This window comes from Dankookia sp. GCM10030260 (assembly GCF_042666655.1).
Classification (GTDB): Bacteria; Pseudomonadota; Alphaproteobacteria; order Acetobacterales; family Acetobacteraceae; genus Paracraurococcus.
Map to the genome: position 1 here is coordinate 152,569 of NZ_JBHTDE010000007.1, position 22,993 is coordinate 175,561.

The 22,993-nt window shown below is 70.4% G+C and carries 22 protein-coding genes and 1 tRNA gene; 9 read left to right on the top strand and 14 right to left on the bottom strand.

All coding sequences use genetic code 11. The features are described 5' to 3' along the window. Nucleotides 1–7: 7 nt before the first annotated feature. Complete coding sequence (gene speD, locus ACFQS7_RS21115) at nucleotides 8–463, top strand: adenosylmethionine decarboxylase (RefSeq protein ID WP_380069112.1); 456 nt, start codon at nucleotides 8–10, stop codon at nucleotides 461–463. Nucleotides 464–538: 75 nt separating this feature from the next. Then, a complete protein-coding gene (speE, locus tag ACFQS7_RS21120; RefSeq protein WP_380069113.1) occupies nucleotides 539–1,402 on the top strand; it encodes a polyamine aminopropyltransferase in 864 nt (287 codons plus the stop codon). Nucleotides 1,403–1,460: 58 nt separating this feature from the next. On the opposite strand, the gene ACFQS7_RS21125 is transcribed toward speE, so the two are convergent. Both ACFQS7_RS21125 and ACFQS7_RS21130 read right to left on the bottom strand, forming a co-directional pair. Continuing rightward, nucleotides 1,461–2,633, bottom strand: coding sequence for a Bcr/CflA family multidrug efflux MFS transporter (locus ACFQS7_RS21125; RefSeq protein ID WP_380069114.1), 1,173 nt, complete (start codon nucleotides 2,631–2,633; stop codon nucleotides 1,461–1,463). A 44-nt stretch (nucleotides 2,634–2,677) separates the two neighbouring features. After that, complete coding sequence (locus tag ACFQS7_RS21130) at nucleotides 2,678–4,252, bottom strand: acyl-CoA synthetase (RefSeq protein WP_380069115.1); 1,575 nt, start codon at nucleotides 4,250–4,252, stop codon at nucleotides 2,678–2,680. Between the two features lie 918 nt (nucleotides 4,253–5,170). On the opposite strand from ACFQS7_RS21130, the gene ACFQS7_RS21135 reads away from it, so the two are divergent. Both ACFQS7_RS21135 and ACFQS7_RS21140 read left to right on the top strand, forming a co-directional pair. After that, nucleotides 5,171–6,733: a hypothetical protein gene (locus ACFQS7_RS21135; RefSeq protein WP_380069116.1), complete on the top strand. Its 1,563-nt coding sequence runs from the start codon at nucleotides 5,171–5,173 to the stop codon at nucleotides 6,731–6,733. A gap of 67 nt (nucleotides 6,734–6,800) precedes the next feature. Continuing rightward, entirely contained in the window at nucleotides 6,801–7,382 is a 582-nt protein-coding gene (locus tag ACFQS7_RS21140; RefSeq protein WP_380069117.1) for a malonic semialdehyde reductase, read from the top strand. 73 nt (nucleotides 7,383–7,455) lie between these two features. Here the strand turns inward: ACFQS7_RS21140 and ACFQS7_RS21145 are convergent, their stop codons facing one another. Next, nucleotides 7,456–8,907: a Do family serine endopeptidase gene (locus ACFQS7_RS21145; protein ID WP_380069118.1), complete on the bottom strand. Its 1,452-nt coding sequence runs from the start codon at nucleotides 8,905–8,907 to the stop codon at nucleotides 7,456–7,458. Between the two features lie 157 nt (nucleotides 8,908–9,064). On the opposite strand from ACFQS7_RS21145, the gene ACFQS7_RS21150 reads away from it, so the two are divergent. The 3 genes from ACFQS7_RS21150 to ACFQS7_RS21160 are packed head-to-tail and all read left to right on the top strand — an operon-like array spanning nucleotide 9,065 to nucleotide 11,557. Next, complete coding sequence (locus tag ACFQS7_RS21150) at nucleotides 9,065–9,742, top strand: winged helix-turn-helix domain-containing protein (RefSeq protein ID WP_380069119.1); 678 nt, start codon at nucleotides 9,065–9,067, stop codon at nucleotides 9,740–9,742. After that, entirely contained in the window at nucleotides 9,729–11,108 is a 1,380-nt protein-coding gene (locus tag ACFQS7_RS21155) for a sensor histidine kinase (protein ID WP_380069120.1), read from the top strand. Before ACFQS7_RS21150 ends, ACFQS7_RS21155 begins: the two co-directional genes overlap by 14 nt. Beyond that, the gene (locus ACFQS7_RS21160; RefSeq protein ID WP_380069121.1) at nucleotides 11,105–11,557 is read left to right on the top strand and encodes a hypothetical protein; all 453 of its coding nucleotides are present in this window, start codon (nucleotides 11,105–11,107) and stop codon (nucleotides 11,555–11,557) included. Before ACFQS7_RS21155 ends, ACFQS7_RS21160 begins: the two co-directional genes overlap by 4 nt. 8 nt (nucleotides 11,558–11,565) lie before the next feature. On the opposite strand, the gene ACFQS7_RS21165 is transcribed toward ACFQS7_RS21160, so the two are convergent. From ACFQS7_RS21165 to ACFQS7_RS21215, 11 genes are all read right to left on the bottom strand, one after another. After that, nucleotides 11,566–11,642: transfer RNA gene (locus tag ACFQS7_RS21165), tRNA-Pro, on the bottom strand. Nucleotides 11,643–11,702: 60 nt separating this feature from the next. After that, nucleotides 11,703–13,337, bottom strand: a complete 1,635-nt coding sequence (locus ACFQS7_RS21170) for an acyl-CoA synthetase (protein WP_380069122.1) — start codon at nucleotides 13,335–13,337, stop codon at nucleotides 11,703–11,705. Nucleotides 13,338–13,347: 10 nt separating this feature from the next. Further along, the gene (locus ACFQS7_RS21175; protein ID WP_380069123.1) at nucleotides 13,348–14,169 is read right to left on the bottom strand and encodes an enoyl-CoA hydratase; all 822 of its coding nucleotides are present in this window, start codon (nucleotides 14,167–14,169) and stop codon (nucleotides 13,348–13,350) included. A 67-nt stretch (nucleotides 14,170–14,236) separates the two neighbouring features. Then, nucleotides 14,237–15,424 (bottom strand): serine hydrolase domain-containing protein, encoded by a 1,188-nt coding sequence (locus tag ACFQS7_RS21180; protein ID WP_380069124.1) that lies wholly within the window; start codon nucleotides 15,422–15,424, stop codon nucleotides 14,237–14,239. 109 nt (nucleotides 15,425–15,533) lie between these two features. Continuing rightward, nucleotides 15,534–15,932, bottom strand: a complete 399-nt coding sequence (locus tag ACFQS7_RS21185; protein ID WP_380069125.1) for a Zn-ribbon domain-containing OB-fold protein — start codon at nucleotides 15,930–15,932, stop codon at nucleotides 15,534–15,536. 5 nt (nucleotides 15,933–15,937) lie between these two features. Further along, nucleotides 15,938–17,110, bottom strand: a complete 1,173-nt coding sequence (locus ACFQS7_RS21190) for a thiolase domain-containing protein (protein ID WP_380069126.1) — start codon at nucleotides 17,108–17,110, stop codon at nucleotides 15,938–15,940. Nucleotides 17,111–17,201: 91 nt separating this feature from the next. Next, nucleotides 17,202–17,933, bottom strand: a complete 732-nt coding sequence (locus ACFQS7_RS21195; protein WP_380069127.1) for an amino acid ABC transporter ATP-binding protein — start codon at nucleotides 17,931–17,933, stop codon at nucleotides 17,202–17,204. Then, nucleotides 17,914–18,570 (bottom strand): amino acid ABC transporter permease, encoded by a 657-nt coding sequence (locus ACFQS7_RS21200; RefSeq protein ID WP_380069128.1) that lies wholly within the window; start codon nucleotides 18,568–18,570, stop codon nucleotides 17,914–17,916. The genes ACFQS7_RS21195 and ACFQS7_RS21200 overlap by 20 nt, the downstream gene beginning before the upstream one ends. After that, a complete protein-coding gene (locus tag ACFQS7_RS21205; protein WP_380069129.1) occupies nucleotides 18,567–19,265 on the bottom strand; it encodes an amino acid ABC transporter permease in 699 nt (232 codons plus the stop codon). Before ACFQS7_RS21205 ends, ACFQS7_RS21200 begins: the two co-directional genes overlap by 4 nt. Next, nucleotides 19,266–20,075 carry a transporter substrate-binding domain-containing protein gene (locus ACFQS7_RS21210; RefSeq protein WP_380069130.1) on the bottom strand — a complete coding sequence of 270 codons (810 nt, stop codon included), beginning with the start codon at nucleotides 20,073–20,075 and terminating at the stop codon, nucleotides 19,266–19,268. Between the two features lie 29 nt (nucleotides 20,076–20,104). Continuing rightward, nucleotides 20,105–20,875: an SDR family oxidoreductase gene (locus tag ACFQS7_RS21215; RefSeq protein WP_380069131.1), complete on the bottom strand. Its 771-nt coding sequence runs from the start codon at nucleotides 20,873–20,875 to the stop codon at nucleotides 20,105–20,107. Nucleotides 20,876–20,920: 45 nt separating this feature from the next. Here ACFQS7_RS21215 and ACFQS7_RS21220 point away from each other — a divergent pair, with 45 nt between their 5' ends. After that, entirely contained in the window at nucleotides 20,921–21,865 is a 945-nt protein-coding gene (locus ACFQS7_RS21220; protein ID WP_380069132.1) for a 2-hydroxyacid dehydrogenase, read from the top strand. After that, nucleotides 21,865–22,896, top strand: coding sequence for an L-idonate 5-dehydrogenase (locus ACFQS7_RS21225; protein ID WP_380069133.1), 1,032 nt, complete (start codon nucleotides 21,865–21,867; stop codon nucleotides 22,894–22,896). The genes ACFQS7_RS21220 and ACFQS7_RS21225 overlap by 1 nt, the downstream gene beginning before the upstream one ends. The last annotated feature ends 97 nt before the right edge of the window (nucleotides 22,897–22,993 follow it).

Here is a 22,993-nt window from a genome sequence, read left to right on the forward strand (position 1 = left end):
GCCCGCGATGGACGCTCTTATCCAACTGGGGATGGTCTCGGAGCAGCTCCCGAGCGAAGCCCAGAACTCTGCAACCTCGGCGAGCGAGGCCAAGGATTACTTTGTCAGTCGTGATGGCGTCAAATTCGCCGGCACGCACCTGATCATCGACTTGTGGGACGCCACCAACCTGGCGGATCCCGAGCATATCGACGACGTGCTGCGCGAAGCGGCGGTGGCGACCGGTGCGACCATCCTGCACGGCCACTTCCACCATTTCGGCCCGAACAGCGGCGTCTCCGGCGTGCTGGTGCTGGCGGAAAGCCATGTCTCCATCCACACCTGGCCGGAGCGGGACTATGCGGCGCTCGACATCTTCGTCTGTGGCGACTGCAATCCCTATCTCGCCATCCCGGTGCTGAAGCGGGGCTTCCAGCCCGGCCGCGTCCAGCTTGCCGAGCATAAGCGCGGCCTGGTCGCCTGACATCGATCCGAGCGTGCGGGTTCCTGGGGCGGGACCGCAAGGTCCCGCCCTTTCCTGTTTGAGGGTGCGGTTGCCGTGACCGATTCTTGGGTGAACGAGACGCTCTACAGCGCCTGGGGCCAGCGCTTCCTGGTGCAGCGCGAGCTGGCGCGGGTGCGCAGCGCCTTCCAGGACATCATGGTCTTCGAGAGCGTGACGCACGGCCGTGTCATGCTGCTCGACGGCGTGGTGCAGATCACCGAGGCGGACGAGTTCGTCTACCAGGAGATGCTGACCCATGTGCCGCTGCTGGCGCATGGCGACGCGAAGCGCGTCCTGATCATCGGCGCCGGCGACGGCGGCGTGCTGCGGCGGGTGCTGCAGCACAAGGGCGTCGAGCATGCCGTGATGGTCGAGATCGACGGCGAGGTGATCCGCCTGGCCAAGCAGCACCTGCCGATGATCGCCGGCGATGCCTGGGGCGACCCGCGCGCCGAGGTCATCGTCGGCGACGGCATCGACTACGTGAAGCAGGCGCCGGATGCGTCCTTCGACGTCGTGATCGTCGACAGCACCGACCCGATCGGCGTCGGCGAGGTCTTGTTCACCGACGAATTCTACGCTGGTTGCGCCCGCCTGCTGACGCCGCGCGGCCTGGTGGTGAACCAGTGCGGCGTGCCCTTCATGCAGGCCGACGAGTTGCGTGAGACCTCGCTCCGCCGCGGCAAGGCCTTCGCCGATGTCTCGGCCTATGTGGCGGCGGTGCCGACCTATGTCGGCGGCTTCATGACGCTGGGCTGGGCTGCGAAGGATGCGGCGCTGCGCGCGGTGCCGGTCGATGAGATCCGGGCGCGGGCCGCGGCTGCCGGCATCCTCGGCGCGACGCGGTACTGGACGCCGGAGATCCATTGCGGCTCTTTCAACCTGCCGCCCTATATCGCCAAGCACCTGCCGGCATAGGCTTGGTCCCGCGGCTCACGTCGCAGGTGGTTCCCACCCGCGACGATCGCAGCCCGGCTCATCGGACCAGGACCCGCAGCGCGACCAGCCCGCCGACTCCGCAGGCGGCGATCACTGCCGCCATCGGCACCGCGGTGCCGGTGTGCAGCAGCCCGACCAGCGCCCCGGCCACTGCGCCGCCGCCGAATTGCAGGGTGCCGATCAGGGCGGAGGCGCTGCCGGCGTGCCGCCCCTGCGGTCCCATCGCCAGGGTGGTGGCCAGTGGCATCACCGCGCCGATCCCGGCCACGAAGGCGAAGATCAGCGCCGCAAGCGCTGGAAAGCCGCCTATGCCGGTCGTCGCCACGCCCAGCAGCACCAGGCCCGATGCCGCCATCCAGGCCAACGCGGCGCGCAGCAGCACCCCCGGTGCGATCCGCTTTGCGGTGCGCGCGACGGTCTGCGCCGCGACCATGATGCCCAGGGCGTTGGCCCCGAAGAACAGGCCGTAGCGCTGCGGCGAGATGCCGAACAGCTCCATGTAGACGAAGGGCGAGCTGCCGATATAGGCGAACATCCCGGCCAGCGGCAGCACCGCCGCCAGCGTGTGGCCGAGGAAATGGCGATCCCGCAACAGGCGAAGATAGGTGCGCAGGATGGCGGCCGGTCCGTCCTGCCGGCGGCGCTCCGGCGCCAGGCTTTCCGGCAGCGCCACCACCACCACCACCGCCAGCAAGGCGGCATAGGCTGCCAGCACCCAGAAGATCATCCGCCAGCTGCCGAAGCTCAGCAGCGCGCCGCCGATCGAGGGTGCCAGGATCGGCGCCAGCCCCTGCACCAGGCCGAGTTGCGCCATCAGCCGGATCGCCGCCGGCCCCTCCGCCAGGTCGCGGACGATGGCCCGGGCCATGACCATGCCGGCGCAGCCGCCGAGCCCCTGGCCGAAGCGCAGCCAGGTCAGCGTCCCGATGTCGCGGGTGAGGGCGCAGCCGAGCGAGGCCAGGGTGAAGATCGCCAGTCCCAGCAGCAGCGGCGGCTTGCGGCCCAACCGGTCGGCCAGCGGCCCATAGAACAGCTGTGCTGCCGCCATGCCGGCGAAGAAGGCGGCCAGCGTGCCCTGCACCGCGGCCGGGTCGGCCGGCAGCCCGGCGGCGATGGCCGGGAAGGCCGGCAGGTACATGTCGGTCGCCAGCGGCCCGAAGGCGGACATCAGGCCGAGGATGACAGGCAGCAGCCAGGGGCGCGGAAGCATGAAGCGGGCTTACCACCCGATGCTGCGGCGCACCATGGCCGGGATCAGAAGCCGATCCCTTCCTCCCGCAGCCGGTCCTGGACCAGCCGCTTGGGGATCTTGCCGTAGCCCGATTTGGGCAGCGCGTCCCAGACGACCACGCGCAGCGGCTGCTTGTAGCGCGACAGGCGGTCGTTCAGATGCGCCAGCACCTCGCCCTCGGTCACCGCTTGGCCGGCCCGGGCAACCACGGCAGCGACGCCGCTTTCGCCCCAGCGCGGATGCGGCAGGCCGACCACGGCGCATTCCAGCACCGCCGGATGGGTGAGGATCGCCTCCTCCACCTCCCGCGGGTACACGTTGCTGCCACCCGAGATGTACATGTCCGAGGCCCGGCCGGTGATGTACAGGAACCCCCGCGCATCCAGGTGGCCGAGGTCCCCGGTGTGGAACCAGCCGCCCCGGAAGGCCTTCTCGTTCGCCTCCGGATTCTCGAAGTAGCCGGCGAAGACCGCCGGGCCGCGGACGCAGATCTCGCCGGTCTCGCCGGGCCTCATGCGGGCGCCGGCCTCGTCCAGGATGGCGATGTCCATCCCCGTGCGGGCGCTGCCGCAAGAGCCCAGCGGGAAGCTGTCGTCGTCCTCGATGCTGTGCTGGTCGGGCCGCAGCACGCTGATGTTGCCGGTGACCTCGCCCAGGCCGAAATACTGCACCAGGCAGGGCCCCAGCTTCTGCAGCGCCCGCTTCTGGTCGGCGCGGTACATCGGGGCCCCGGCATAGATCACGTGCTTCAGGGAGGAATGATCGTAGCGGTCGACCGCATCGTGCTCGACCAGCGCGGTCAGGATGGTCGGCACGGTGAACATGTTGGTCACCCGGTGCACCTCGACCAGCCGCCAGGCTTCCTCGACGTCGAAGCGTTCGGTCGGCAGCAGCACGGTCCGCGCCCCGCGCGCCACCTGGCCCAGCTGGTGGATGCCGGCGCCATGCGACAGCGGCGCGAGCACCAGCGAGGCATCGCGCTCGGTCACGCCCGGGAACAGGTCCGCCAAGTGATTGGTGACGACGAAGGCCATCTGGCCATGCGTGAGCACCGCCGCCTTGGGCCGCCCGGTGGTGCCGGACGTATAGAAGAACCAGAGAGGGTCGGCGTAGGCGACTTCCGCTTCGTGGTCCGGCGCCGGGGGCACGGCCGCGGCCAGCGCCGCCTCGTAGTCCAGTTCCTCGCCCTGCGCGTCGCCGACGGCCAGGACCAGCGTGCAGTGCCCGGCGGCGCGGATGGCATCGGCATGGGCGGAAAATCCCCGGTCGCGCAGCAGGGCGCGGGCGCGCGAGGTTTCGGCGAGGTAGCCGACCTCGGCCGGCGTCAGGCGGAAATTGGTCGGCACCCAGACGGCGCCCAGCTTGAAGGCAGCCCACATCATCTCGAACATCGCATTGCCGTTGCGGCAATGCGTCAGGATGCGGTCGCCCTGGCCGATGCCGTGCGCCCGCAGCGCCGCGCACAACCGGTCGACCCGGGCGTCGAGTTCGGCGAAGCTCCAGCACTGCTCGCCCCAGACGAGCGCCGTCGCATCGGGCACGCGGCGCGCCGTCTGGGTGAGCAGACGGCCGAGATTCATGGCGGTGGCGGGACCCATTCGGCGATTCCTCCTGGCCCCAGAAAGCAAGAAAGCAGGGCCGGGGGAAGCTGTCCCCTGGGGTCCCCGTCCATTTCTCGGGGGTCGGACCAATGAAAGCTGGCGCGGCCGGAATCTATGTGTGTCCGCCAGGGTCCAGTCGGGGGCCGAGGCGCGGGTCGTGGTTGCGCCGCAGCCGCGCGCCGGTGGGCAGGCGCCCGTACAGGTCGGAGACTCCGTGGACCTCCTGCGCCGAGCTGCGGCGGCAGACATGCTCCGGCTGGAATTCCGACGCGTGTTCGGGCCCGGCCTCGGCCACCTGCTTGGCCGCGTCCGGCATGTTCCAGCCCGCGTCGGGTCCTGTGTCGCCACGCTCGTCGCGTAAGGGCCGGTGGGGCGCCGCAGCCTCTGGATACGGCGGAACGCGACCATGACGCCGGCGCAGAGCAGCGGCAGCGGCACCAGCCAGCCCGGTCCAGCCAGGCGATCAGCCCGGGCGGGCCGAGCAGCGCCCGGAGGACTGCGACAATCAGGCGAATCCGGCGCCCATGGCGCAACAGACCGTTCGATCCAAGTACGGAACTGACGGATTCCTGAAGCGACATCCCAAAATCTCGCTGCGGCCCAGCACCCACGGCTGATTCAATCTAAAGTTGAATTAAAGCCCCGGCGCATGGCGATCGCCAAGGCTGGCGCAGCCGGCAAGCCCCGGCAGTGCGATCCGTCGGCCGCACGGAACACCCGAAGGCACGCCGGTTGGGTGGCGGATGACCGCGTTGTGGTTCGCCAGGATGCCGGACGGGTCGGCCTCTCCGGCTACGTGCATAGGCCTGCCGTCCAATCCCCATAACTTAGTCTCACGAAGTGTTCGGGTCGTGCGGCCTTCGCAGGTGCAGCATGGCGCGCCTAACTTGGCCGATCCCCAAAGGAATGCTGCCCATGTCCATGTCGCGCGCTGCGGCCGCGCCCTCGGGCGGGCTGGCCTTGACCACCACCCCCGCCACGGTCCTCGCACTCGGCTGCTGGGTGCTGCTGGTGCTCGGCATCGGCCTCGGCATGCTGGCCCTGCCGCATGGTAGGCTCGGTTACACACTTGACGACCCCTACATCCACTTGGCACTCGCCGAACGGATCGCGCTCGGCCATTACGGAATCAACCTCGGCGAGGTGACGGCACCTTCTTCCTCGATCCTCTGGCCCTTCTTGTTGCTGCCTGGAGTCGGGACCGCTTGGCATGCCTGGCTGCCCCTTGGCATCGGGCTGGCCTGCGGCGCGGCGACGGCGATGCTGCTCGGAAGGATGGTGGACCGGCTGCCCTGGGCGGGGAATGCCGGTTGGGGCCGCATCGCGCTGATCCTGCTGCTGGTGCTGGCTGGCAACCTGGCCGGGTTGCCCTTCACCGGCATGGAGCACAGCCTGCAGGTCCTGCTCGCCACGGCCTGCGCCTGGGGGGTGGCGGAGGCGATGCGCGGCCGGCCTCTCCCGCTCTGGTGCCTGGCCGCCGCCGCGTTTGGCCCTGCGGTGCGCTACGAGATGTTCGCCCTGGTCGGGGCGCTGATGATCGCGCTGGCCGGGCAGCGACGCTGGGCGGCGGCAGGCGGGCTGCTCCTGACGGCGCTGGTGCTGCCGCTGGGCTTCGGTGCCTGGCTGGTCGGCCAGGGGCTGCCGCCGCTGCCGAATTCGGTGCTGGCCAAGTCGGATGTCTATGCCGGGGCCGTGGGCGTGTTCGGCCCGGCCTTCGCCCTGGTGTCCAATGCGGTGCTGGAATTGCTGCGGCATCCGCGGCGTTGGCCCTATCTGGCGCTGCTGGTCCTGCTGGCTGCGCTGGCGCTGCGGGCGCCGCCGGTGCAGCGCTGGCCGCTGGCCGGGCTGGTCGCGGCGCTCGGCCTCCATGCGCTGGTGGGCCGCTTCGGCTGGTTCTATCGGTATGAGATCTACGCCATGTTCTTCGGTGTCCTGGTGCTGGTGGTGGCGCTGGCCCATGCCTCGCGGGGCTGGCGCATGGCTGGCGCCGCGGTGCTGCTGGCCGCGGCCGTGGCGCAGGCGCCGGCGGTGCTGCAATCGCCGCGGGCAGCGCAGAACATCCAGGACCAGCAATATCAGATGCATCGTTTCGTCGCCGATCATTGGCGGCAGGGCATCGCGGTGAACGACCTCGGCTGGGTCAGCTACCGGGCCAATCCGGAGCTCCACGTGCTCGACCTCTACGGCCTCGCCTCGAACGAGGCGCTGCGGCAGAAGCGCAAGGACGGCGCCTGGCTGGAGGCGATGGTCCGCCGCCACGACATCCGCCTGGCGATGATCTATCCCTGGTGGTTCGAGAGCGTCCCTGAGTCCTGGATCCGCGTGGCCGAGCTGCGCCTTTCCGGCAGCCGCATCGTCCCGGCGGGCGACACGGTCACCTTCTATGCGACCGAGCCTGGCGCCGAGGCGGAATTGCGGCGGGACCTGGCGAATTTTGCCCCGACCCTGCCGGCGGGGGTGCGGCTGGACCTGCGCTGAGCGCCGCTCCCTCTCGCCAAAGCGAGGCGGTGACGGTCATATGCTGCATCGCCCCATGGAGACGAGAATGATCGACCAGGCCGCCATCGACGCGCTGTTCCTGACTGCCCGCACCCACAACAAGTGGAAGCCGGAGCCGGTGAGCGAGGCGGAGCTCCACCGGCTCTATGACATCCTGAAGATGGGCCCGACCTCGGCGAATTGCTCGCCCGCCCGCTTCGTCTTCGTCACCACGCCGGAGGGCAAGGAGAAGCTGAAGCCGGCGCTCTCCTCCGGCAACCTGGACAAGACCATGTCGGCCCCGGTGACGGTCATCGTCGGCATCGACACGATGTTCTACGAGAAGCTGCCGGCCCTGTTCCCGCATGCGGATGCGCGGTCCTGGTTCACCAGCAGCCCGGCCCTGGCGGAGGAGACCGCCTTCCGCAACGGCACGCTGCAGGGCGCCTACCTGATGCTGGCGGCGCGGGCGGTCGGGCTCGATGTCGGCGCCATGTCCGGCTTCGACAAGGCGAAGGTGGACGAGGCCTTCTTCGCCGGCACCACGGTGAAATCGAATTTCCTCTGCAACCTGGGCCACGGCGACCCCGCCGGCGTCTTCGGCAAGCTCCCCCGGCTGGATTTCGCCGAAGCCTGCAGCATCGCCTGACTTGAGGTTGCCAAAGGCCCTTCGGCCTTTGGCGGGTGGGTCCAGGGAGGGCAGCGCCCTCCCCGGATGATGGTCAGGAAGCCTTCAACGGCAGTGCCAGGAAGGCCCGCCCCCCCTCGCGCTCGACCTGCAGGGCGATCGCCGCCTTGCCGTCCTTCCGCGCCGCGCCGACCGCCTCGGCCACGTCGCGCGGCACCTTCACTGCCCGGTCGCCGGCCCGCAGGATCACGTCCCCCTGCCGCAGCCCCTGGTTGGCAGCCACGCTGTCCGGCCGCACCTCGGCGATGACCGCGCCTTCGCCGCCGCGGCTCGGCGCCAGGGCCAGGCCGAGATTGCCCTGGGACTGGCGCTCCTCGGCATTCGCGCGGGCTTCCCGCGCATCCGGCGTCTGGCCGAGGGTGACCTTCTGCTCCATCGCCTTGCCGTCGCGCAGCACGTGCAGGGTGATGCTGCCGCCCGGCTTCACTGCCGCCACCGCCTCGGCCAGGTCGCGCGGCTGGGTGACCGCCCGCTCGCCGACGGCGGTGACCACGTCGCCCGGCTGCAGGCCTGCCTTGGCCGCTGGCCCGTCGCGCTCGACGCCGCCGATCAGCGTGCCCTTGGCGTCCTTGATGGACAGCGCGCCGGCGAGTTCGGCGTCCAGCTTCTGCATCGACACGCCGAGCCAGCCGCGCTCGACCTTGCCGTTCGCCTGGAGCTGGGTGATCACGTTCTGCACCAGCGCCGCCGGGACGGCGAAGCCGATGCCGATATTGCCGCCGGAGGGCGAGAAGATCGCGGTGTTCACGCCGACCACGTCGCCCGCGGTGTTGAACAGCGGGCCGCCTGAATTGCCCGGGTTGATCGAGGCATCGGTCTGGATGAAGTCGTCATAGGGCCCCGCGCCGATCTGCCGGCCGCGCGCCGAGACGATGCCCGAGGTCGCGGTGCCGCCGAGGCCGAAGGGGTTGCCCATCGCGAGCACCCATTCGCCCACGCGCAGATGGTCGCTGTCGCCGAACTTCACGGTGGGCAGGTCGGCGCCGGCCTCGACCTTCAGCAGGGCGATGTCGGTCTTCGGGTCGGTGCCGACCACCTTGGCCGGCAGCTCGCGGCCATCGGCCAGCTCGACGCGCACGGTGTCGGCCTCGCCGACCACGTGGTTGTTGGTCACCACATAGCCGCTGGCGTCGATGATGAAGCCGCTGCCCTGGCCCATGGTCCGGCGCGGCTTGGCGCCCTGGCGCTGCTGCTGCTGGAAGAAGCGCTCGAAGGGGGTGCCGCGGAGCTCGGGCGGCAGGTCGGCGACCTGCTGCGCCTCTGCATGGCCGGTGACGGTGACGCGGACCACGGCCGGGCCGACGCGGGCGGCGAGGTCGGCGAAGTCGGGGCCGGCCGGGCGGGGCAGGGCGATCGCGGTGCCGGTCGCCGGCGCGGCCGGCTGGGCCTCGGCCTGGAAGACGAAGGGGGTCAGGGCGGTGGTGCCGAGGGCAAGCGCCAGGGCACCGGCGGCGAGCGTGCGGATGCGGCGATTCGGAATGGGCATGCGGTCCTCCATGGGAGCGCCACCCGTTCGGGCGGCATGGGGCCATCAAAGCGCCCGGCGCTTGCCGGCAGCCTCGCCCGAACCATACCGATCCGTATGGGACCCAGGCCGCCGCTTCGCGCTACACCGGCAACAGGGCTGCAGCCCGGAGGCCGCGTTGAAGATACTGGTCGTCGAGGATGATGCGGAAACCGCCGACTATGTCGCGCGCGGCCTGACCGAGGCCGGGCATGTGGTGGACCGCGCGGCGGATGGGCGGGACGGGCTCTTTCTGGCCAGCGACGGCGGCTACGACGTGCTGGTGGTGGACCGGATGCTGCCGAAGCTGGATGGGCTCGGCCTGGTGCGGGCGCTGCGGGCGGCCGGCATCCGCACCCCGGCGCTGTTCCTGACGGCGCGGGCCGGGATCGGCGACCGGGTCGAGGGGCTCGAGGCCGGCGCCGACGACTACCTCGGCAAACCCTTCGCCTTCGCCGAATTGCTGGCGCGGCTGAATGCGCTCGCCCGCCGGCCGCCGCTGAGCGCCGAGGCGACGGTGCTGCGGGTGGCCGACCTGGAGATGGACCTGCTGCGGCGCAGCGTCACCCGCGGCGGCCAGCGGATCGAGCTGCAGCCGCGTGAATTCCGCCTGCTGGAGTACCTGCTGCGCCGCGCCGGCCAGGTGGTAACGCGGACCATGCTGCTGGAGGGCGTCTGGGACTTCCATTTCGATCCGAAGACCAGTGTGGTCGAGACGCATATCAGCCGCCTGCGCGGCAAGCTGGACCGGGACGGCGCGCCGCCGCTGATCCATACCATGCGCGGCGCCGGCTACTGCCTTCGTGCCCCGGACTGACGCGGGCGCGGATCGGCCGCGCTGGTGGGGCAGCACCGCCTGGCGGATCACCTTCCTGCATCTGGTGCTGACCTTGTTCGGCACGCTCGCGCTCTCGGGCGTCGCCTGGTGGGCGACCACCGGCTTCGCCCTGCGCCAGCTGGCGCAGGAGGTGGAACGCGACTCGGCGGTGCTGCTGCAGGCCGTGCGGCTTGGTGGGCCGGCCTCGGTCGCGTTGTCGATCGAGGCACGCATGGCGGCCGACCGCAGCGGCACGCAGTATTTCCTGCTGGCCGCGCCGGACGGGCGGCGGCTGGCCGGCAACCTCGCCGCCGCGCCGCGGGCGCCGGGCTGGGAAAGGCTGCAGGTCTCCGGCGCCGGGGTGGAGGCGGCGTTGCTGGCGCTCGGCACGGCGCTGCCGGGGGGCGGCTTCATCGTCGTGGGGCGGGACCTGGCGCCGGTGCGGCAGCTGGAGGGCTTCCTGCTCTCGGCCGCCGGCTGGGTCGGCGGCACGGCGCTGCTGCTCGGCCTCGGCGGCGGCCTGCTGATCGGCCGCGGGGTGACGCGGCGGGCCACCGCGATGGCGGCCGCGCTGGCGCGGGTGGAGGCGGGGGAGATCGGCCATCGCCTGCCGGTGCGGCGGGGCGGCGACGAGTTCGACCAATTGGCGCGGCGGATCAACGCCACGCTGGATCGGGTGCAGGCGCTGATGCAGGCGCTGCGGCAGGTGACCGACGACATCGCGCACGACCTGCGCACGCCGCTGAGCCGGCTGCGGCAGCGGCTTGAGGCGGCGCTGCGGACTGCGGAGGGCGATGCCGCCTGGCGCGGCATGGCCGAGGGCGCGATCCAGGACGCGGATCAATTGCTGGACGTCTTCGCCGCGCTGCTACGCATTGCCCAGGCGGAAAGCGGCGCCCGCCGCGCCGCCTTCGCCCGCTTCGACCTGGCCGTGGTGGCGGAGGCGGTGGCCGAGGTGCATGCGCCGGCGGCCGAGGCGCGGGGCCAGGCATTCGAAGTGAAAATCACACCTGATGTATTCATCCTCGGCGACAGGGATTTGGTAACGCAGATGGTGTCCAATATCCTGGACAACGCGGTGAAGCACGGACGTTCCGGTGGTCGGATCGAGATCCGGCTCACGGCGCAACCGGCAGGTGGAGCGGTGCTGACCGTGGTGGATGACGGGCCGGGCATTCCGGCGGAGGCGCACGATGCGGTGCTGCGGCGGTTCCATCGGCTGGATGCGGCGCGGGCGACCCCGGGAACCGGGCTCGGCCTGGCCCTGGTCAAGGCGGTGGCCGACCTGCATGGCATGGTGCTGACGCTCGAGGACGCCGCGCCGGGCCTCCGCGTGACGCTTGAGACCCCTGGGGTAGCAGCATGATCCGCCGCGGGGTGCTGCTCGCCATAGGGCTGCTGGCGGCGGGCGAGGCGCGGGCGCAATCCTGGCCGCTGCAGACCGGGCCGAGCGGCGACATCATCAACCAGACCACGGCGGATTTCGACCGATTGCGCCGCGCGACGCCGGCGCTTCCGCCGGATACCAGCTTCCTGCCCGGGCGGGCCGCCGTCTCTGCCCCGGCCTGGACCCCGCCGCCGATGCCGCGGCAGCGACCCGTCCGCCGCACGACCGCACCCCGGCAGGAACCTGCCGTCGCAGCGGCGCCTGCACCTGCCCCGACGGCCGAGCCAGCCAAGCGGCAACCGGATTTCGAGGCGGTCGAACGACGCTTGGCCGAGCGCGAGCGGACGCTACGCGACCTGCAGCGCGATTTGGTGGAAGAACGGAAGCTGGTGGATGAATGGCGCGGGGGGCAGCGGACGGCCCGCTGAGCGCCGGATGGTCGGAGCGGCGGGATTCGAACCCACGACCCCTTGTCCCCCAGACAAGTGCGCTACCAGACTGCGCCACGCTCCGACGCGGGCGGGATAGCATCGCGGCGTGTAGGCCGCCAGCCCCCGAACCGGATTTCCCCGCTCAGACGGCGCGGACCTGGCTGCGCAGCATGTGCTTCTGGATCTTGCCGGTGGAGGTCCGCGGCAATTCGGCGAAGATGATCGCCTTCGGCGCCTTGAAGGGCGCCATGTGCTGCCGGCAATGGGCGATCAGCTCGGCCTCGGTGGCGGCGGCATCAGGTTTCAGCTCGACAAAGGCGCAGGGTACCTCGCCCCATTTCTCGTCTGGCTTGGCGACCACGGCAGCCAGCATCACCGCCGGGTGCTTGTACAGCGCGTCCTCCACCTCGATCGAGGAAATGTTCTCGCCGCCCGAGATGATGATGTCCTTGGAGCGGTCCTTGAGCTGGATGTAGCCGTCCGGATACTTCACCGCGAGGTCGCCAGTATGGAACCAGCCGCCGGCGAAGGCGGATTCGGTCGCCTTTTCGTCCTTCAGGTAGCCCTTCATGACCACGTTGCCGCGCATCATGACTTCGCCCATGGTCGTGCCGTCCGCCGGGACGGGCTGCATGGTGTCGGGGTCGCGGACGTCGAGCGCTTCCAGCGCCTGGTAGCGGACGCCTTGGCGGGCCATCAGCTTCGCCTGGTCCGGCGGCGGCAGGGCGTCCCAGGCGCCGTTCCACTCGTTGACCACCGCGGGGCCGTAGCATTCGGTCAGGCCATACACATGCAGCACCGCGAAGCCGGCGGCGCGCATCGCAGCTAGCACCGCTTCCGGCGGCGGCGCGCCGGCGACGACGAACTGCACTTGGTGCGGCAGGTCCCGCTTCTGCGCCGCGGGCGTGTCCAGCAGCGCCGACATGACGATCGGCGCGCCGCACATATGGGTCACGCCGTGCTCGGCCATCAGCGCCCACATGGCGGCGCCGCGCACCGCGCGCAGGCAGACATGGGTGCCGGCGACGGCGGTGACGGTCCAGGGGAAGCACCAGCCGTTGCAATGGAACATCGGCAGGGTCCAGAGATAGACCGGATGCCGCGCCATGCTGGCGGACAGCACGTTGCCGGTGGCCAGCAGCTGCGCCCCGCGATGGTGGTAGACCACGCCCTTCGGCTTGCCGGTGGTGCCCGAGGTGTAGTTGAGCGCGATGGCGTCCCATTCGTCGTTGGGTAGCAGCCAGGCGAAGCCGGGGTCGCCCGCCGCCAGCAGCGCCTCGTAGTCGAGGCCGCCCACGGTATTGGCGTTGGCCGCCTCGCCGGCTTCCGGGTCGGCGACCTCGATCACCAGCGGCTGCGCCTGGCATTGCGTCAGCGCCAGGCGGAGCAGGGGGACGAATTCCCGGTCCACCAGGATTGCCTTCGCCTCCCCATGGTCGAGGATATAGGCAATGGTCGCGGCATCGAGCCTTGTGTTCAGCGTGTTCAGCACGGCGCCGGCCATCGGCACGCCGTAGTGGCATTCCAGCATTTCGGGCGTGTTCGGCAGCAGCGCCGCCACCGTGTCGCCGCGGCCGATGCTCCGCGCTGCGAGCGCCGAGGCCAGCCGCACGCAGCGGTCCCGCAGCGTCTTGTAGGGCCGGCGCAGCGCGCCGTGGACGACCGCGATATGGTCCGGGAAGACCGTCGCCGCGCGTTCCAGAAACAGCAGCGGCGTCAGCGGCTGGTGGTTGGCGGGGTTGCGGGCGAGCCCCGTGTCGTAGTCCTGCGCGGCCATGTCGTCGTTCCTACCGATGCCGCCACTCCGGCGTGCGCTTGGCCAGGAAGGCGCCGATCCCCTCGGCGGCATCCTCGGCCAGCAGGTTCTCTACCATGACCGTACCGGCTGCGGCATAGGCCTCGGCCAGCGGCAGCGCCGCCTGGGCGTTGAAGCCGCGCTTGCCGAGGCGCAGCGCCACGGCGGACCGCGCGGCAACCCGCTGCGCCAGGGCGAGGGCTTCGGTCAGCGCGGTACCGTGCGGCACCACGCGGTTGACCAATCCCATGCGCTGCGCCTCTGCGGCCGGGATCATCTCGCCCAGCAGCAGCATCTCCATGGCCGCCTTGCGTGGCACGGCACGGGCGAGGGCGACGCCCGGGGTGGTGCAGAACAGGCCGATATCCACGCCGGGTGTACAGAATTTCGCGGCCTCGGCGGCGACCACCAGGTCGCAGCTCGCGGCAAGCTGGCAGCCGGCGGCGGTGGCGATGCCCTCGACCGCGGCGATCACCGGCTGTGGCAGGCTGACCACGGCCTGCATCGCCTTGGCGCAGTCCGCCATGGTCGCCTCGAAGAAGGCGCGGCCGCCATCCGCGTCGCTGCGGTGCGCGGTGATCTCCTTCATGTCGTGGCCGGCGGAGAAGGCGGGACCCTCGGCGGCGATGACGACGCAGCGGATGGCGTCGTCGCCCGCCACGCCGTCAAGCGCCGCCTGCAGCGCGGCGAGCATGGCGCGGGAGAGGCTGTTGCGCGCGGCGGGGCGGTTCAGGGTCAGGACGGCGACCGGGCCCTCGTCGTGCCGCAGCACCATGGCTTCGTTCGCGCCCGCCGGAGCCTGGCTTGCCGTCATGCATCTGTCTCCCGTCCTCGGCCAGACAGGTAGGGCAGGCCGGGGCGGGCGTGCAATGGGGGCGGCCTCAGGCGCGGGCGGGGCCGTATTGCCGGTAGATCGCTTCGGCCAGCGCGTTCAGCGCCGTCTCCGCCCGTGCGCCGCCGATATTGGTCTGCATCACCATGGCGAAGTCGCGGGTCGGCTGCACCACCACCAGCGCCAGGTTCAGCGTGTTCGAGCCGGCATGCTGCAGGAAGGGCTCGGTCGACCAGGGATGGTCGAGCAGGCCCCAGCCGAGCGCGTAGCCGCCGCGGCCCGGCGTGCCCGGCGCCGCATCCGGCCGCGGCGGCATGGCGACGACCTGGGCATGCAGCCGGCGCAGCGTCTCCGGCCGCACCAGGGCCGGGCTGCGCCTGCCTTCGCCCGCATGCCAGCCGGCCCAGGCGGCGAAGTCGAGCACCGAGAGATGCACCGTGCCGGCCGGGCCGATGATCACCGGGTTGTCGCCGTTCGGGCCGGCCAGCACCGGCTCCGGCGTGCCATCCGGCTTGATCTGGTGGCCAAGCGGCGCGTCCACCCGGCCGAGCCGTGCCGCCGGGCCGAAGCCGGCGGTGGCCAGGCCGAGCGGGCCGAAGATCCGGGCGGCGACCAACTCCTCCCAGGTACTTCCGGCGGCCCGTTCCGCCGCGGCGCCGGCCATGATGTAGCCCAAGTTCGAATAGGCGAAGCGGCTGCCGGGCGGCGAGGCCAGCGGCTGGGTGCTCCATTGCCCGACCAGCCAGGTGCGCAGCGCGTCGAGGTTGCCCGGCTGCAGGAAGGACTGGCCGAGCAGCCGGTCGAAGACCTCGTTGTCCGAGGGGAGGCCGCCGGTATGCGACAGAAGCTGCGTCAGCGTCACGCCGCGCAGCCCGGCATCCATGCCGGCGGCGAGGTCGGGGAAGGCCTCGGCGACGGTGGTGTCCCAGCGCAGCCTGCCCTGCTCGATTAGCATCCCCACCAGGAGCGAGGTCATCGCCTTGGTACCCGAGCCGATATGGAAGGCGTCGTCGAGGGTGACCGGCGCATCGGTGCCCCAACGGCGGGTGCCGACCGCGCCGGCGGCGATAATGCGGCCATTCTGGACCGCCGCCGCGGCCAGCGCCGGCAGGCCATGTTGCCCGAGCATGGGGTGCAGCAGCGGGGCGAGGGACGCGGCATCGGGAGGGGCAGCCCGTGCGGTGCGGGCGGCGAGGCAGATCGTGATGGCCTGGCCCAGCAACATCCTGCGACGCATGGCGACCCTTCCGCTTCGAACACGCCGATGCTGGACGGAATCCTATGCGGAATGCCAGCGCGACGAACGGTGCGGCGCCGCTTGCGGCCGCACCGTCCACCACTGGTTGTCAGGCCGGCGTGAACATCGTCGCCGGCGGGGAATCGCCCTGCGTCGGCTTGAACACGACCTTCACCTTCTGGCCGATCCTCAGGCTATCCAGGTCGCAATCGACGATGTTGGTGAAGATGCGGACACCTTCGTCCAACTCGACATAGGCGACGCTGTACGGCTCCTTCGTCCGCATCACCGTGTAGGTGTAGATCGTGCCGGTGCCCTTGGCCTCGACCAGCTCGACATTGTTCGAGAGGGTGAAGGGCGAGCAGCCGCGCGGGTACCAGAAGAACTTGCCGGTATCCTTGCAGAGGCCGATCAGCAGCCGGCCTTCGCGGGCCGCGTCGAAATACGGCTTGTTGGTCGGATCGACGTTGATCGCCGGGAGCGCCCGGTTCGAAGCTGGCGTTGCCATCGGTGTCACACCCTTTCCAGGACGACGGTTGCGCTGCCATGCCGCGTGCCGAGCAGGCCGCCGGTGCCATGCGCCAGGGCGAGCGTGCAGCCCGGCACCTGGACCTTCGGATGCGCCTCGCCGCGGAGCTGCCGCACCGCCTCGATCACCTTGGTCATGCCGCCGCGGTTGGCGGGATGGTTGTTGCAGAGCCCGCCGCCATCGGTGTTGAAGGGCAGCTTGCCGACGCCGCTGATCAGGTTGCCGTCCGAGACGAACCTGCCGCCCTGGCCCTTCTCGCAGAAGCCGAGGTCTTCCAGCTGCATCAGCACGGTGATGGTGAAGCTGTCGTAGATCGAGGCGTACTGGATGTCCGCAGGCCGGACGCCGGCTTCCTCGAAGGCGCGGGCGCCGGACCAGCGGGCGCCGGAGAAGGTGACGTCGGTATAGCCGGCATTCTGGTTCTTGGTCGCCTCGCCGGCGCCCTTCACCTTGACCAGCGGACGCTTGAGCGACCTGGCGATCTCCGGCGTGGTGACGATCAGCGCGCCGCCGCCATCCGAGATCACGCAGCAATCGAGGCGGTGCAGCGGGTCCGACACCATCGGCGAGTTCACCACGTCCTCGACCGTGACGACCTTGCGTAGCATGGCATGCTCGTTCCACTGGGCATGGTGGCTGGCGGCCACCTTGATCCAGGCGAGCTGTTCGCTCGTGGTGCCAAATTCATGCATGTGGCGCATGGCGCACATCGCATAGACATTGGCCACGGTACGGCCATAGACCATCTCGAAGGGGTCGTCCGGCACGTTGGCGCCCCAGGTGCGCGGCGCGGTGCCGGTCGCCATCGCCTCGGCCCGCGGCCGGCCGGCCAGGGTCACCAGCGCGATGCTGCACTTGCCCAGCGCGATCGCCTCGGCCGCGTGGCCGACATGCAGGACATAGCTGCTGCCGCCGACATCGGTACTGTCGAGGTGCTTGAGCTTGGTCAGCCCCAGATAGTCGGCCATGTTCAGCGGGCCGAGGCCGGGGGCGGCGCCGGTGCAGAAATAGCCGTCGATGTCGTCCTTGCTCAGCCCGGCGTCCTGCAGCGCGCCATAGGCGACCTCGGCATGCAGCTGCGCCACCGACGTATTGTCGGCCTTGCGCGTCGGGTGCTCATAGGCCCCGACGATATAGGCCTTGCCATTGATGCTCATGGGCGTCGTGGCCCTCCCTTTGGTTCGCTGGCTATCTATCCGGGCGCAACTTTCCCCGGTCACGCCGCGGCGTCAAGCCGCGGCAGGCAGGCTATTTGAGCCCGCCGCCCAGGAATTGCTTCAGCTCCGCCGTCTCCGGCGCGCCGAAGATCCTTGCAGACGGTCCCATCTCCCACACTTTGCCCTGGTGCATGAAGACCGTGGTGGTCGCCACGCGTTGGGCGAAGGCCATCTCGTGCGTCACCAGCAGCATGGTCATGCCATGCGCGGCCAGGCGCTCCATGGTCGCCAGCACCTCCCCGGTCAGCTCGGGGTCGAGCGCGCTGGTCACCTCGTCGAACAGCATCACCTTCGGCCGCATCGCCAGCGACCGGGCGATGGCGACGCGCTGCTGCTGGCCGCCCGAGAGGTTGTCCGGCCAGGCCTCGAAGCGCTCGGCCAGGCCGACCTCGGCCAGCACCTCCTCCGCCCGCGACCGCGCCTCGGCCTTCGAGACGCCGAGCACCACGCGCGGCGCCAGCATGATGTTCTCGCCGACCCGCAGATGCGGGAACAGGTTGTAGCTCTGGAAGACGATGCCGACATCCTTGCGCAGGTCGCGCAGGCCGCGGGCGCTGGCGTCCAGCGAATGCCCGGCCACCTCGATCCGCCCGGCCTGGATCTGCTCCAGCCCGTTGATGCAGCGCAGCAGGGTGGACTTGCCCGAGCCGCTGCGGCCGATGATGGCAACGACCTCGCCCGGCTCGACGCTCAGGTCGATGCCCTTCAGCACCTCCACCGCGCCGAAGCTCTTGTGGACGCCCTCAACCCGCACGACTGGCATTGAGCTTCCCTTCCAGGCGCCGGGCCAGCAGCGAGATCGGCCAGCAGATGACGAAGTAGATGAGCGCCACCGTCCCGAACACCTTGAAGGGCGAGAAGGTGGCGTTGTTGACCAGGTTGCCGGCGCGGGCCAGCTCGACCACGCCGATGATGGAGACGATCGAGGTGTTCTTCACCAACTGGACGATGAACCCCACGGTCGGCGCGACCGCGATGCGCATCGCCTGCGGCAGGATGACGTAGCGGTATTGCTGCGGCCGGGAGAAGGCCAGGGCGGTCGAGGCCTCCCATTGCTGCCAGGGCACCGCCTGGATGCAGCCGCGCCAGATCTCGCCGAGATAGGCGCTGGCATAGAGCGCCATGGAGATCGACGCGGCGACGATCGGCGGCAGGTCGAAACCCAGCATCGACAGGCCGTAATAGGACAGGAACAACAGGATCAGCACCGGGATGCCCTGCACCAGGCCGATCCAGCCGGTGGCCAGCCAGCGCAGCGGCGCCAGCCGCGCGGTGCGGGCGATCGCCACCACGAAGCCGAACACCCCGCCCAGCGCCAGCGCCAGCACCGTCAGCAGCAGCGTCCAGCGCGCCGAGGTCAGGATGAAGATGAACTCGGACTGGGTGAACTCGCGGATCATGCGCCCGACTGCCCGCGCAGACGGCCGAGCCCCGAGCCGGCCGGGAAGGCGAGCGCGCCAAGGCCTGCCAGCAGCATCCGCAAGGTCAGCGCGACGGCGAGGTAGATCAGTGCAACCGTGATGTAGGTCTCGAAACTCCGAAACGTATCGGATTCGATGTTGGACGCCTGGGCCGAGAGCTCCTGCACCGAGATGAAGGAGCAGACCGAGGTCGCCAGCGTCACCAGCACGAACTGGCTGGCCAGCGCCGGCCAGACCCGGGCGATCGCCGGCGCCAGCACGATGTGGCGGAACACCTGCCAGCGGGTCAGCGCCAGCGAGAGCCCGGCCTCGATCTGGCTTCTGTGCACGCTCTCGATGCCGGCGCGGACGATCTCGGTCACATAGGCGCCGAGATAGACGACGAGGCCGATCAGCGCCGCCTGCTCGGCGCTCAGCATCACGCCGATCGAGGGCAGGCCGAAATAGATGATCAGCAGCTGGACCAGGAAGGGCGTGTTGCGGATCAGCTCGACATAGATGTCGATCAGCACGCCCATCACGCGCGGCGCCAGGCCGCGCAGCGCCGCCAGCAGCGTGCCGAGCAGCCCGCCGAAGACGATGGCGATGCCGGCGAGCTGCAGCGTCTGCAGCAGCCCTTCCAGCAGCAGGTCGCTGCGGGCGAAGACCGCGCCGAACTGGAACTGGAACCCCATCTAGAAGACGGCGAGATCGGCCGGCAGCGGGCTTCCGGTCCACTTGGTGGAGAGCTCGTCGAGCTCGCCGTTGCCCTTCATGAAGTAGATGGTGTTCTGCAGCCATTGCCGCATCTCGAACTGGTCCTTGCGGACGGTCATGCAGTTCGGCTGGTTGAACAGCAGGAACTTGTTCTCGAGCCCGGCCTCGGGGCGGGTCTTGGCGATCTCGCCGCCGATGGTGTCGGGGATGCCGCAGGCGTCGATCTGGCCGACGATCAGCGCCTGGGCGCTGGTGGCGTCGTCCTCGAAGCGGACGATCTGGGTGCCCTTCGGCGCCTTGCGGACCAGCGCCTGTTCCTGCGGGGTACCGCGCGGGACGCCGACCTTCTTGCCGACCAGGTCCTCCAGCTTGGCGATGGGGCTGCCCTTCTTCGCCATGATCATCATGCGGAAGGCGCTGTAGGGCATGGTGAACATGACTGTCCGCGCGCGTTCCGGCGTCGCGCCGAGCGTGGCACACAGGAAATCGACCTTGCCGGACTCCAGCGCCGGGATGCGGGACGGCGGGGTGAGCGAGCTGATCTCGGCCGGCACGCCGAGATACTTCGCCAGCAGGTTCGACACGTCGATGTCGTAGCCGATCGCGTTGCCCTGGGGGTCGACCATGCCGAAGGGCGGGGCGCCGGTGACGACGCCGATCCGTGCCTTGCCGCGCTTGATGATGTCGCCGGTGGTGATCGGCCCGGCCTGCTGGGCCTGTGCGGCGCTGGTGAACAGCGCGGGTGCCGCCAGGGCGGCGCCGGCGAAGAAGCGCTTGCGCAGAAGCATGGGATTTCCTCCGGTGGGATTGGGGCTGCTCAAACCACGCTTGTCAGCCCGCCGTCAACATAGAGCAAATGGCCGTTGACGTAGGACGCGGCGTCCGAGGCCAGGAAGACGGCCGCGCCGACCAGTTCGGGCAACTCGCCCCAGCGGCCGGCCGGCGTCCGCTTGCAGAGCCAGTCGTTGAACTCGGTATTGGCCCGCAGCGGGGCGGTGAGTTCGGTGCTGAAATAGCCCGGCGCGATGCCGTTGCATTGCAACCCATGCTGCGCCCAGTCGGCGCACATCGCCTTGGTCAGCATGCCGATCGCGCCTTTCGACGCGGTGTAGGGGCCGGTGGTCGGCCGGCCCAGCATGCTCATCACGCTGCAAGTATTGATGATCTTGCCATGGCCGCGGCCGATCATCCCCTTGGCCACCGCCCGGGCGCAGTAGAAGGCGCTGTGAAGGTTGGTGGCGATGACCTCGTGCCACGTCGTGTCCGGCATGGCGTCCAGCGCGCCGCGCAGGTTCACCCCGGCATTGTTGAACAGGATCTCGATCGGGCCGTGCTCGGCCTCGATCCGGGCGACGCCGGCATCGACCGCGGCGCTGTCGGTGACGTCGAAGGCGGCGATGTCCACCGCGGCGACGCCATCGGCGCGGAGCCCGGCTGCGGCTTTCTCCAGTTTCGCCACGTCCCGGCCGTTCAGCACCACGCTGGCGCCGGCCAGGCCGACCCCGCGGGCGAGGGCCAGGCCGATGCCCTGGCTGGAGCCGGTGACCAGGGCGCGCCGCCCCGTCAGATCGAACAGCTTGAGCGACATGCTTCCATCCCCTACAGGCGCGCGAGACAAGCAGGGGAGGCGCAGTTGGACAAGCCGGAGCTTCTGGTCATGGGCGTCCTCCCCGATTGGGACCTGGCGCCGCTGGCCGAGCGGTACACGCTGCGGCTGCTGTACGAGGCACCGGACGAGGCCGCCTTCCTGGCCGAGCACGCACCCGGCATCCGCGCCATCGTCACCAAGGGCGAGATCGGTGCCTCTGCCGCGCTGATGGAGCGATTGCCGAAGCTCGGCCTGGTCGCCTGCTACGGCGTCGGCATCGACGCCATCGACAAGGGCTGGTGCGCCGCGCACGGCATCCCGGTGACCAATACCCCGGACGTGCTGACCGAGGACGTGGCCGACATGGCCTTTGCCCTGCTGCTCGGCGTCGCGCGGGAGATCCCCGGATCCGACGCCTGGGTGCGGGACGGGCGTTGGGCGCAGGAAGGCTCCATGCCGCTGACCACCCGGGTCTGGGGCAAGCGCATCGGCATCGTCGGCCTCGGCCGCATCGGCCGCGCGGTGGCGCGCCGGGCGGAGGGCTTCGGGATGCGGATCAGCTACAGCGGCCGGACCCCAAAGGACGATGTGCCCTACGCGTGGCACCCTACCCCGGCGGCGCTGGCGCCGACCGTCGACATCCTGATCTGCTGCGCCATGGGCGGCCCGACCACCCAGGGGCTGATCGACCGCGCCGCCTTCGAGGCCCTGCGGCCCGGCAGCATCTTCATCAACGTCTCCCGCGGGTCCTGCTGCGACGAGGCGGCGCTGCTGGACGCGATCCGTGCCGGCCGGATCGGCATGGCCGGCCTCGACGTCTTCTGGAACGAGCCGGCGATCGATCCGGCCTTCGCCGGCTTCCCGAATGTGCTGCTCGCGCCGCATGCCGCGAGCGGCACGGTCGAGACCCGCAAGGCCATGGGGCAGTTGATGCGCGACAACGTGGCGGCGCATTTCGCCGGACAACCCTTGCTCACGGAGGTCAAGTGATGCGCGCCGTCGTCATTCATGCGCCGAAGGATCTTCGCGTCGAGGATCATGCGCCGGCGGAGCCCGGCCCCGGCCAGGTGCGTATCCGCATCCGGGCGGGTGGCATCTGCGGCTCCGACCTGCACTACTACCAGCATGGCGGCTTCGGCGCGGTCCGGCTGCGCGAGCCGATGGTGCTGGGGCACGAGGTCGCCGGCACCGTGGACGCGCTGGGGGAGGGGGTCTCCCACCTCGCGCTCGGCGCGGGCGTCGCAATAAACCCCAGCCTGCCCTGCGGCGCGTGCCGCTTCTGCCTCGGGGGCCAGCCCAACCACTGCCTCGACATGCGGTTCTACGGCAGCGCGATGCGGCTGCCGCATGTACAGGGCGGCTTCGCCGAGACCCTGGTCTGCGAGGCGGCGCGCGCCGTCGCGCTGCCGGACGGCATGGACACCACGCTGGCGGCCTTCGCCGAGCCGCTGTCGGTCTGCCTGCATGCGGCGAAGCAGGCCGGGCCGCTGATGGGCGCCCGTGTCCTGGTCACCGGCGCCGGGCCGATCGGCACGCTGGCGGTCGCCGTCGCCCGGCATGCCGGGGCGCGGGAGATCGTGGTGACCGACCTGCTCTCCACCCCGTTGCTGACCGCGCGGCGGATGGGCGCCGACCGCACCGTGGCCGTGTCCGAGGACCCCGATGCGTTGCGCGGCTATGCCGTGGACAAGGGCCATTTCGACGTGGTCTTCGAGGCGAGCGGCAGCGCCGCTGCGCTGAAGACCGCGATCGAGGTGGCGCGGCCCGGCGCCACCATCGTGCAACTCGGCCTCGGCGGCGACGTGACCCTGCCGCTCTCGGCGCTGGTGGCGAAGGAGATCGCGCTGCGCGGCACCTTCCGCTTCCAGGAGGAATTCCCGCTGGCGGTCGAACTGCTCGGCCGCGGTGCGATCGACCCGATGCCGCTGCTGACCGCGACCCTGCCGGCGGCGGAGGCCGTCGCGGCGTTCGAGCTGGCCGGCGACCGCAGCCGGGCGATGAAGGTGCAGCTGGCCTTCTGAGCCTGGCGAGGAAGCAAGGCCAGGGAGGAAGTATCCTCCCTGGACCAACCTCTATTTCTGTGGGTCTGGCATCTGCCGCGCGGTGAAAGCCCGACCC